The organism is Myxococcus sp. MxC21-1, from assembly GCF_032612255.1.
GTDB classification, from domain to species: domain Bacteria; phylum Myxococcota; class Myxococcia; order Myxococcales; family Myxococcaceae; genus Myxococcus; species Myxococcus virescens.
Window position 1 is genome coordinate 1,867,408 of sequence record NZ_CP123278.1, and the last position, 10,737, is coordinate 1,878,144.

Consider the following 10,737-nt stretch of genomic DNA (forward strand, 5'->3'; position numbering starts at 1 on the left):
CATGGCACCGGACCGAGGAGTCTGCGTGACGCTGTGGTCGCTCACCGTTCAAAGTGTGCTGGCCCGCCCCCGAAGCTGGGTGGTGGGGCTGCTGGCGGCAGGCGCGGCGGCGCTGCTGACGCCGGGCGTGTCGTTGATGGGCAGCATCCATGACGGCACGCGGCGAAGTCTCATCGAGAGCGGCGCGGGGGACCTCCAGGTCTACGCCGCCGCCTCCACGGGAACGCCCCAGGTGGTGGTGGGGCCCGGGGGCGTCCCGGACCTGCAACCCATTCCGGACTACGGCGCCCTGGAGCCCCGGCTGCGCGACCTCCCCGGCATCCAGGAGGTGGTGCCGCTGGAGCTGGGCATGGGCGCCGTGTTCCGTGGCAACGCCCTGGATGAAAAGCTGGCGGTGTTGCGCGAGGCGGCGCGGGCGCCGGCCTCCGAGGAACGGGACGCACGGCTGCGCCGTCTGGGCGAGGACCTGCGGCTGACGCTGGCGCGGGTGGCGCGCAACGCGGATCGCCGGAGCGAGGCCTTCGCGGAAGAGCCCGCCTTCGCGGATGACCTGCGCGTGCTGCGGGACGCGGCCGAGCCCGCCTTCTGGGAGCGGCTCACCGAGGACCCACAGGGCCTGCTGGAGGTGTTGGAGAACCGCGTGGCGCGGCAAGCGGGCGAGGGGGAAGAGCTTCCGGTGGACTACCTGGGCACGGACGTGGCGCGCTTCGCCCGGGCCTTCCCGCGCTTCGAGCTCGTCTCCGGGCAGCTTCCTCCGCCAGGGACGCGGGGCCTCGTCATGGGGCACGCGACGTACGAGCAGCACTTCAAGCACCCCATCGCCGTGCGCATGGACACGCTGCGCCGCGAGCGCGAGCGGGGCCTCACGTTGGCGGAGGACGAGCAACTGCGCACGCTGGTGGAGCGCAATGTCGCGGAGGTGCCGGACCTGGTGGCTCGCCTGGACATCGAGCGCGCCACGGCGCTCCAGGCCGGACTGGCCCGCGTGCTGGGAGAGACGGGCGAGCTGGAGGCCCTGCTGGCGCGATTCCTCTCGGTGGACGACGCCAACTTCGACACCCGCTTCGGACAGTTCTACGGGGAGCTGGCGCCCTCGCTGCCGCTGTACCGGCTCAAGCCCGGGGACGTGCTGTCACTGAAGACGCCGCTGGAGAGTGGCACCGCCGTACCGGTGCGAGTCTTCGGCACCTTCCGCTTCCGGGGCCTGGGCGGCGACGACGGCCGGGTCAACACCATGAGCGTGGTGGACCTCGTCACGGCGCGGCACCTGTCTGGCCGCTTCACCCAGGCACAGCAGGACGAGGCGCGGGCGCTGTTCGAGACCTTTGGCATGGAAGGGGAGGCCATGGCGCCCCCCGAGTCCCTGGACGCCTTCCATCCGCCCGACATCGTGGACGCGGAGGCGCAGACGGCGCACACCGAACAAGCCCCGGTCTTCGAGCGCGCTCGGGCCCTGCCGGAGACCTTCTCCGAGGACGAGCTCTCACGTGGCACGGTGTTGCAGGCCGCGGTGGTGCTGGCGCCCGGCGCCTCCGCCGAGGACGTCGCGGCCCGCATGCGCGCGCTGCCCGGTGGTGAAGCCCTGGCCACGGTGGGGTGGCAGGAGGCGGGTGGGCTGCTGGGCGGTCTGGTGGTGATGCTCCAGGCGGTGCTGCTGCTCTTCGCGCTGCTGATGTCCTCCTTCGTCGCGCTGGTCGCCGCTGGAACGCTGCTGCTGCTGGCGCGGGAACGCGTGGCGGAGGTCGGCACGCTGCGCGCGGTGGGAATGCAACGTCGCGAGGTCTTCACCTCGCTGCTGCTGGAAGGGTCGCTGCTGGGCGGTATCGGCAGCGTCCTGGGCGCGGTGCTGGGCGCGGCGCTGCTGTCGCTTGCGACCGGGGATGGCGTGGCGGTGGAGGATGGCTCCTGCAGTTCTTCCTGGGCGGGCCGGTGCTGCGTCCAGCGCTGTCGCTGGGCGGAACCGCGGCCGTGGTGGTGGCGGTGACGGCCGTGGTGCTGCTGGCGACACTGGTACCGGCGTGGCGAGGCAGCGCGGTGGCGCCCATCGAAGCCATGCGGAAGGGCGAGGGCTGAACCGATGCGCGCACTTCTCCAGATTGCCTTCCGAAACCTCCTGGCCCACCGAGAGCGGGGCCTGTTGTTGCTCATCGTGCTCGCGGGCGCCAGTGCCGTGCTGGTGGGCGTGATGTCCGTGAGCGCGGGCGTGGCCCGGGCTCAGCGCGAGGCGGTGAGGACCTTCCTCGCGGGCGACCTCAACGTCGGGGGCTACTTCAAGGAGCATCCCGACTCCATCTTCCCCGTGGTGGGTGACACTTCGCGGGTCCGCTCCGTCCTCCAGCCGCACGTGCCCGCGGAGTGCCGGTGCGCGAGCGGGGCCGGGGCTCGGCCACCGCGGGCGCGGGACGGCACCGGGTGCGCTCGTACCTGATGAGCCTGGACGTCGCGGCCGAGGGCAACGCGGGCTTCCGGGTGCGCACCGGTTCGCTGGAAGCCCTCGCGCAGCCACGCACGGTGGCGCTGTCCACGTCGCTGGCGGAGCGGCTCCAGGTGGAGGTGGGCGAGCTGGCCACGCTCTTCGTGCAGATGCCGGGCGGCAAGCGCAACGCGGTGGACGTGGAGGTGGTGGCCCTGCTGGAGCGCGCGGGTGTCCTGGGCGAGTCCGCGGGGTTGCTGGTGTCCAACGCGATGCTGCGCGAGCTGTATGGCTTCCGTCCGGACTCGGCCAGCGTGATTCAGCTCCTCTGCGGCGACGGCACGGAGCTGGAGCCGCTGGCGGGGACGCTGCGTGGCGCGCTCCAGAAGGCCGGCTACGAGGTGCTGCCGCCCGCGCACGAGGCCTACGGCGACAAGCTGGGGCCCCTGCTGCGCGAGGGCTGGGCGGGCCAGAAGCTGGACGTGAGCACCTGGGAGGACGAGGCGGCCTTCCTCGACTTCGTGGGCCAGGGCCTGGGGCTGCTGCTGGTGCTGGTGGGCGCGGTGGTGTTCGGCGTCGTGGTGGTGGGGCTCTTCGTCTCGCTCAACGTGTCGGTCCGCGAGCGCACGCGGGAGATTGGAACGCTGCGCGCCATGGGCATGCAGCGCCGCTCGCTGGTGGCCGCCTTCATGCTGGAGGGGCTGCTGGTGGGGTGGGCGGCCTCGCTCGTGGGCGCTGGCATGGCGGCGGGTCTGGGGGTGCTCCTGCGTGACGTGCTGCCAGTGCCGGACGCGCTCTCCACCTTGTTCTTCAGCGGCACGTTGCCGCTGGCGCCCACCCTGGGGCACGTGGTGGCCGCGGTGCTCCTGGTGACGCTGGGCGCGGGCCTGGCTTCCATCGTCCCGGCTTTCCGGGCCGCTTCGCTTCCTCCTCGTTCCGCCATGGAGTCCTTGTGATGAACGCACGACGCCTGCTGTCCGTCCTGTTGCTCGGCTGGACCCTGCTGCTCCCGGCGGTGGCGCTCGCGGAGGCCCAGCCCAAGCTGGCGCCCGATGCCCTGCTGCGCCACATCGACGAGAAGATGTCCTTCACCAGCGACTACAAGGGCGTCATCCGCCTCTATGAGACGCGCAAGGACGGCGCCAAGCGGGCCATGGAGGTCCACGTCTACCGGCGCGAGGCCGACAACGACCTGCTCTTCCTCTCCACCAAGCCGCGGCACCTCGCGGGCATGGGGACGCTGCGCATCGGCCGCAACCTGTGGGACTACGAGGCGACGACGGGCTCGTGGCGGCGCAACACCCAGCGTACCAACCTGCTCAACACCTTCACCTGCGAGGCGGACTTCGACCGCTCGCGGCTGGCCGAGGACTACGCCGGCAAGGACGAGGGCGACGACACCGTCAACGGCGTGGCGTACCGCAAGCTGCTGCTGACGGCGAAGAACGACCAGGTGACGTTCCCGCTGATGCGCATCTGGGTGGACCCGCAGAACAACATCGTCAAGAAGGTGGGCTACACCGCGTCCGGCCGCACGCTGCGCACTGACATCGTGCGCAGCTACCAGCGCATCAAGGACCCGCTCTCCGGCAAGCATGTCCTCCACTACAAGGAAGTGCTGGAGACGGAGGAGCAGGAAGGCACGCAGATGGTGGTCCGCTACGACGAGGTGGTGTTGGCGCCGCTGGACGCCAACATCTTCACCAAGGCGTGGCTGGAGAGCCGCCTGCGCTGATTAGCCTCCCTGCCGCTTCAGCACCTCCAGGAGGTGGTTCGCCAGCTCCTGGACACAGGGCTGCTGGAGCGTGCCGAAGTGGGAGCTGGCCAGCGGCACCACGTCGAGCTGCTCGCGCGTCAGGTGCCGCTCCCATCCCAGCGTGTCCCCGTGCAGGGCCCGTGACGGCGCGCTCGTGAAGAGCTGCACCCGGGCGCGCACGGACGGTACCTTCCAGCCCACCACCTGCGGCACCAGCACCTCGCCCAGCACGTGCCAGATGCGGCGCAGGTCGGCGGCGCGAGAGTGGGGGGCGAGCATGCCCAGCTCACGGCCCAGCGCCGTCACCCGCTCCCAGCGCGCGGCGTCGTCCAGCGGGGCGAGTTCCGCCTCCAGCGCAGCGTCCAGGACGCCGAACTCCTCCGCCATGGAGCGCACCGGGTCCTCCGCCGAGCCCTGAGGCCCTTCCACCGCGGGCAGGGCATCCACCAGGGCCAGCAGCTCCACGGTTTCGCCCTGCGCCTCCAGCGCCGCCGCGACGCCCAACGCCGGGTAGCCGCCGAACGAGTAGCCCGCGAAGCGGTAGGGGCCGTGTGGCTGCACCTCTTGGATGTCCCGCACGTACGCGGCGATGCGCGCGTCGAAGGTGGCGTGGCCGTGCTTCGACTGCGTCTCGGGGGCCTGGACGCCGTAGCACCGCAGGCCGGGCTCCAGCAGTGGGGTGAGGTTCCGGTAGTAGTGCAGCTCGCCGTCGGCGGGGTGGAACACGAAGAAGGGCGGCGCGGACTTCGGCGTCTGCTTGCCGGACAGGGACACCACGCTGGAGCGCGGAGGGCCCTCGGCCAGCAGCTCATGCACGGCATCGGCCGTCTCACGGAACACCGGGTACTGGAAGAGCGTGGCCAGGGGGACGGGCACGCCCAGCTCCTCCTCCAGCCGGCTCAGCAGCCGCATCGCGAGGATGGAGTCGCCGCCCACCTGGAAGAAGTCATCACCCGCGCTGACGTCCGTGCGCCCCAGCACCTCGCGCCACAGCCGCTCCATCGCCATCTCCAGCGTGGTGCGGAAGGGCGTCTCCAGGTGCTCGCCCGGAGTCTCCTGCGCGGGCGGCACTGCGGGCTGCGCGGACAGGTCTGGCAGCGCCTGCCGGTCCACCTTGCCGTTGGCGTTGATGGGCAGCGCCTCCAGGACGACGAGGGCCGCGGGCACCATGTACGAGGGCAGCCGCGCCGCGACGTGCTCACGCAGCGCGTCCGCGCGCACCTGCTGGGGCGGTGCCTGGAGGAACGCCTGGAGCTGCGTCTGTCCGGAGCCGCCGGCGCGCGCCAGCACCACGGCTTCCTCGACGCCTGGGAACTGGCGCAGGCAGGCCTCGATTTCGGCCAGCTCGACGCGGAAGCCTCGAATCTTGATTTGATGGTCCGCGCGGCCGAGGAAGCGCAGCCGCCCGTCCGGCAGCATCCGGGCCAGGTCACCCGTGTGGTACATGCGCGCGCCGGGCTCGGTGGCGAAGGGGTCGGGGATGAAGCGCTCGGCCGTCAGGTCCGGAGCGCCCAGGTAGCCCCGGGCCGGCGCCGCGCCGCCGATGTACACGCGTCCGGGCAGCCCTGGCAGCACCGGCTCCAGGTGCTCGTCGAGCAGGTGGATGCGCACGCGCGAGATGGGCCGACCGATGGGGAAGGTGGCGTCGGTGCCCAGTCCCTCGGCGCCCGGGATGTCACAGGTGGCGGAGGTAATCGTGCACTCGGTGGGGCCATAGACGTTGAGCCACGGTGCATGGCCACCGCCCACGCGCACCCAGGCTTCATACGTCTCGCGCTTGAGCACGTCGCCACCGGGCGCCAGCAGGCGAAGCCGCGCGGGCACTCGCTGGCCGTGGGACTCCATCTGGCGAATCCACTCCTCGATGTACGTGGGGGGCAGGCTGATGAGGGTGATGTCCGTCTCCTCCAGGTACGGCGTCATGGCGTGCGCGGGCACCAGTCCGCTGCGCATCACCACCGTGGCGCCCACCACGAGCGGTGGGTAGAGGTCCTCCGCCGCCGCGTCGAAGCTGAGCGGCGCGAACTGGAGCATCCTGTCGCCCGGGCGCAAGCCGAAGCGCGCGGCCAGGGCGACGTTGTGGTTCACCACGCTGCGGTGCTCCACCATGACGCCCTTGGGCTCGCCGGTGGAGCCGGACGTGAAGACGATGTACGCCACTTGCGAGGCCGCGACGTGCCGGGGGCCGGGCTCCAGGTCCTCGGCGATGTGCGCGGGCTGGGGCGGCACCTCCACGTCGGGCACCAGGCCCGCGTGTGCCTCCAGCGCCTCCGCATCCACCCACAGCCGCTGCACCCTGAGCGCGTCAGCACCGAGCGCTTGCGAGGCTCCGGCCACCCGGCGTCCAGCGGGACGTAGGCGCCGCCCGCCTTGAGGATGCCCAGCAGCGCGGCCATGCCCTGGTTGGAGGGCTCCATCACCACGCCCACGCGCTCCTCGGGCTGCATGCCCCGGGAGAGCAGGCGCGCGGCCAGCGCGTTGGCGCGGGCGTTGAGCTCCGCGTAGCTCCACGTCGAATCGCCATGGGCCACGGCGGGGGCGTGTGGCGAGCGGCGCACCTGCGCCTCGAAGAGCGTGTGGATGCAGGCGCCCTCTGGAATGTCCTGCGGGCCACCATCCAACGTAGCCAGCACCTGCGCGCGCTGCTGCGAGGACAGCAGCGACAGCCGGGTCAGAGGCGCGTCCGGTGTGCGCACGGCCTCGGTGAGCAGTTGCTCGAAGGCGCGGGCCATGCGCTGTGCCGTGGCGGAGGTGAAGAGGGCGCTGTCGGTGGCGAGGAAGCCCAGCGTCCCGCCCTCGGGCCGTTCGATGAGGTGCAGCACCACGTCGTAGGCGGGGAAGATGCTCTCGCCGTCCAGGTACGTGGTACCCAGTCCGTTGAAGGACAGCGACGCGGGGCTGTCCAGCAGCAGCAGGGCCTGGGCCAGCGGCGGGGCGGTGCGAGGCGCATCCGGCTGCACCGCGTCCGCGATGCGCTTGAAGGGGACTTCCTGGTTCGCCGTGGCGTGCCCCACCACGTCCCAGGCGCGGCGCAGGAGCGCGCGGAAGGACGGCGTGCCCGCCACCTCGGTGCACAGCGGCAGCACGTTGGCGAAGTAGCCCACCTGCCGCTCGGCGCCCGGCAGCACGCGGCCCGAGAAGGGTGACGCGACGACGACGTGCGGCTGCGAGCTGAGGCGGTGCAGCCACAGTTGCATCAGCGCGAGCACCGCGGTGAAGGGAGACACGCCCTCGCGCCGGGCCAGCGCGTGGAGCGCCGACATCGCCTCGGAGTCGAGGGACAGGGGCTCCGGCCGCATGTTCGCGTTCAGCGCGGGCGCGCGGCGAGGAAGTCCAGCGGCAGGTCGAGGACGGACGGCGCGTGTGCCAGCGCGGCCTTCCATGAGGCCACGGCGGCGTCCACCTCGAGCAGGTGCTCGGGGCTCCGCTGCCAGAGCGCGAAGTCCGCATACGTCCGCGCCGCCGGAGGCAGCAGCGGCGTGGTGCGCGCGTGTGCCGTGGTTCCGGCCCAGGCCTGGGCGAGTTCCTCCAGGAAGGCCCCCATTCCGATGCCGTCGTTGACCAGATGGCTCATGGACACGACGAGCACATGGCGCGCACCACGGGTGTCCAGCCGTGCCAGCTCGAAGCGGTACAGCGGGCCCTGGTCCACGGCGAAGGGCTCGCGGTCATGCCGGGTGGCGATGGCGCGCGCGGCGTCCAGGGCCTCGGCGGCGGACAGGTGGGACAGGTCCGTCTGGACGAGCACCGGCCGGGTGATGGGATGCTCCTGGGTGAAGACGGCTCCGTGCTCCAGTCGGAAGGTGGTGCGCAGCGTGGCGTTGCGCTCCAGCACGGCCTCCAGGCCGGCCTCCAGACACGCGACGTCCAGCGTGCCGTCGAGCACCAGCGCGGCGACGACGACGAAGGGCGGCGCCTCCGGGAGCTGCATCGCGTACCAGAGGCGCTCCTGCACCAGCGACGCGGGGATGCGCTCCGGCCGCGCCTGGGGCATGGACTCCACACGCTCCGAGACCTTGGGGGACGCATCGATACGGGCCGCGAGCGCCGCCAGCGTGGGCGTGGCGAACAGCGTGGCCACGGGCAGCTCGACGCCCAACCGCTCCCGGACACGCGAGGCGAGCTGGACGGACAGCAGCGAGTGGCCTCCCAGCTCAAAGAAGTCGTCCCGGGCACCCACTCGCTGCACGCCCAGCAGCTCCTCCCAGAGCTGAGCCAGGGCGTGCTCGGTGGGCGTGGACGGCGAAACGAAATCCTCGTCCGAAGTCGCGGGGGCTTCCGGCGCGGGCAGTGCCTCCCGGTCCACCTTGCCATTGGCCGTCAGCGGAAGCCGAGCCAGCGCAACGAGCGCGGAGGGCACCATGTGTGCGGGCAGCCGCTGTGCCAGTGCTGCGCGCAGGGGCTCCGTCTCTGGCACCGCGTCGTGGCCGGTGACGTAGCCGACCAGCCGGGGGCCCGTGGTGCCGTCCTCACGGAGGACCACCACCGCGGCAGCGACACCCGGCAGCTCGATGAGCGCGGCTTCCACCTCGCCCGGCTCCATGCGGTGGCCACGCACCTTCACCTGGAAGTCCACGCGGCCCAGGTACTCCAGCACGTCCGACGGACGCAGACGCGCCCGGTCGCCAGTGCGGTACATCCGCGCGCCCGGAACGGAGGAGAACGGGTCCGGCACGAAGCGCTCGGCGGTGAGCTCGGGCCGGTGCCAATACCCACGCGCGACGCCTTCTCCTCCGATGTAGAGCTCGCCAGGGACACCCGCGGGCACCGGCCTGAGGGCGGCGTCCAGGACATAGAGGCGCGTGTTGGCGATGGGACGGCCAATGGGCACCGCGCCTTCCACCGGAGTGTCTGCCTCCACGGTGTGGACGCAGCAGCCCACCACTGTCTCCGTGGGGCCGTACTCGTTGATGAGCCGCGTGCCCGGCGCGTGCTGCCGCCAGGGCTCCACAGTGGCGGAGGTGAGCGCCTCGCCACCGATGACGAAGGCGCGGGTACGGCCCGCGCGCGCCTCGGGCGGAAGCTGCGCGGCCAGCATCTGCAGGTGGGCAGGCGTCAGCTTCACCAGGCTGAAGTCCGCGCTCGTGCGGAGCGCGGTGGCCAGGCCTTCCACGCCGTCCTCTTCCGGAACGAGCGTCACGGACCTGCCCGCGGTGAGCGGCAGCAGCAGGCTGGTGACGGTGAGGTCGAAGGCCAGTGAGGAATGAACGGGGGCGCCCGCGCCGTCGTCGACGGCATACGCCTTCCGGGCCCAGTGCAGGTAGTTCACCACGCCCCGGTGCTCCACCATGACGCCCTTGGGCCGTCCGGTGCTGCCGGAGGTGTAGATGAGGTAGGCGAGGTCCTCCGCCGAAGAGGCGGATTCGAGCGTCGCGTCCGACTCACGCCCGGCGGTGCGCTCCCATTCGGAGTCCAGGCACAGCACGAGCGCCTGCGAGACGGGCAGCGTGTCCGCCACCGCGTCCTCGGTGACGAGCACGGGCGCGCCGGTGTCCTCCAGCAGGAAGCTCAGCCGGGCGGGAGGCTGGGACGCATCCATCGGAACATAGGCGCCTCCCGCCTTCAGCACGCCGAGCACCGCCACGACCATGTCCACGGAACGGCGGAGGCACAGGCCCACCAGCGTCTGGCTCCGGACGCCCATCCGCCGCAGGTACCGCGCGAGCTGGTTGGCGCGTGCATCCAGTTGGCCGTAGGTCATCACCTCCGCGTCGTGCAGGACGGCGGGGGCATCTGGCGTGCGCGCGGCCTGGGCCTCGAACAGCGCGTGGACGGTGTGCTCGCGCGGGAAGTCCGCGCCAGTGTCGTTCCACGTCCGGAGCAGGTGCTCTCGCTCACTCGCGGGCAGCAGCTCCAGCGCGGACACCGCGGTGTCCGGCGCTTCCAGCGCGTGCTGGAGCAACCGGACGTAATGTCCCATGAGTCGCTGTGCGGTGGTGGGCTCGAACAGCTCGGTGCCGTAGCGCAGCGCCAGGGTGTAGCCGGTGGGGGATTCAGCGACCCACAGCGACAGGTCGAACGGACTGGTGAGCAGCTCCGGCTGGAGCGGCCGGGCGCGCAGGTCCGGGAAGGCGTCCGCCAGCGTGCGGTCCGCGCGCACCAGGTCGAACATCACCTGGAACAGCGGCGAGTACCCGGCGGAGCGCTCCACGCCCAACGCCTGGACGACCCGGTCCAGCGGGACGTCCTGGTGCGCCAGCGCTTCCAGCGTGGTGGCGCGCACGCCGGCCACCAGCGAGGTGAAGGACGCATCCGGCGCCACGGGCGTGCGCAGCGCCACGGTGTTGAGCATCAGCCCGACCACACCCTCCAGCGCTGGATGCGTGCGCCCGGAGACAGGCGTGCCGACGCAGAAGTCCTCCTGGCCGGAGTAGCGGTGGAGCAGCGCCGAGAATGCGGACAGCAGCACCATGTACGGCGTTGCCTGGTGCTCGCGGCAGAAGGACTGGAGCGCGCGCACCGTGTCGGCGGACAGGGCGTGGCCCTGGGTGATGGCGCCCGTGAGCAGTGGCGAGGCGGGCCGAGGCTTGTCCGGGGTGAGCCGCAGCAGGCCGGGCACGCCTTCGAG

General features: G+C 71.9%; 7 protein-coding genes. 4 read left to right on the forward strand and 3 right to left on the reverse strand.

The genetic code is table 11. The annotated features are described in order from the left end of the window. Nucleotides 1-25: 25 nt before the first annotated feature. The 4 genes from QEG98_RS08865 to QEG98_RS08880 all read left to right on the forward strand — a co-directional run bounded on the left by QEG98_RS08865 (nucleotide 26) and on the right by QEG98_RS08880 (nucleotide 4,148). Nucleotides 26-1,984 carry an FtsX-like permease family protein gene (locus QEG98_RS08865; protein ID WP_316566393.1) on the forward strand — a complete coding sequence of 653 codons (1,959 nt, stop codon included), beginning with the start codon at nucleotides 26-28 and terminating at the stop codon, nucleotides 1,982-1,984. Between the two features lie 93 nt (nucleotides 1,985-2,077). After that, nucleotides 2,078-2,428, forward strand: a complete 351-nt coding sequence (locus QEG98_RS08870) for a hypothetical protein (protein WP_316566394.1) — start codon at nucleotides 2,078-2,080, stop codon at nucleotides 2,426-2,428. After that, the gene (locus QEG98_RS08875; protein WP_316566395.1) at nucleotides 2,362-3,369 is read left to right on the forward strand and encodes an ABC transporter permease; all 1,008 of its coding nucleotides are present in this window, start codon (nucleotides 2,362-2,364) and stop codon (nucleotides 3,367-3,369) included. Before QEG98_RS08870 ends, QEG98_RS08875 begins: the two co-directional genes overlap by 67 nt. Continuing rightward, nucleotides 3,369-4,148: an outer membrane lipoprotein-sorting protein gene (locus tag QEG98_RS08880; protein ID WP_316566396.1), complete on the forward strand. Its 780-nt coding sequence runs from the start codon at nucleotides 3,369-3,371 to the stop codon at nucleotides 4,146-4,148. The genes QEG98_RS08875 and QEG98_RS08880 overlap by 1 nt, the downstream gene beginning before the upstream one ends. Here the strand turns inward: QEG98_RS08880 and QEG98_RS08885 are convergent, their stop codons facing one another. Genes QEG98_RS08885 through QEG98_RS08895 form a run of 3 tightly spaced genes read right to left on the reverse strand, consistent with a single transcriptional unit; the run spans nucleotide 4,149 to nucleotide 10,728 of the window. Further along, nucleotides 4,149-6,365, reverse strand: a complete 2,217-nt coding sequence (locus QEG98_RS08885) for an AMP-binding protein (RefSeq protein ID WP_316567853.1) — start codon at nucleotides 6,363-6,365, stop codon at nucleotides 4,149-4,151. It lies immediately after the preceding gene. After that, complete coding sequence (locus tag QEG98_RS08890) at nucleotides 6,254-7,468, reverse strand: condensation domain-containing protein (RefSeq protein WP_316566397.1); 1,215 nt, start codon at nucleotides 7,466-7,468, stop codon at nucleotides 6,254-6,256. The genes QEG98_RS08885 and QEG98_RS08890 overlap by 112 nt, the downstream gene beginning before the upstream one ends. Nucleotides 7,469-7,476: 8 nt before the next feature. Beyond that, nucleotides 7,477-10,728 (reverse strand): amino acid adenylation domain-containing protein, encoded by a 3,252-nt coding sequence (locus QEG98_RS08895; protein ID WP_316566398.1) that lies wholly within the window; start codon nucleotides 10,726-10,728, stop codon nucleotides 7,477-7,479. Between the last annotated feature and the right edge of the window lie 9 nt (nucleotides 10,729-10,737).

Excerpts from the sequence above, each read along its gene's own strand:
- QEG98_RS08870 (WP_316566394.1), top strand. The coding sequence starts at position 2,078 with ATGCGCGCACTTCTCCAGATTGCCTTCCGAAACCTCCTGGCCCACCGA.
- QEG98_RS08880 (WP_316566396.1), top strand. The coding sequence starts at position 3,369 with ATGAACGCACGACGCCTGCTGTCCGTCCTGTTGCTCGGCTGGACCCTG.
- QEG98_RS08890 (WP_316566397.1), bottom strand. The coding sequence starts at position 7,468 with ATGCGGCCGGAGCCCCTGTCCCTCGACTCCGAGGCGATGTCGGCGCTC.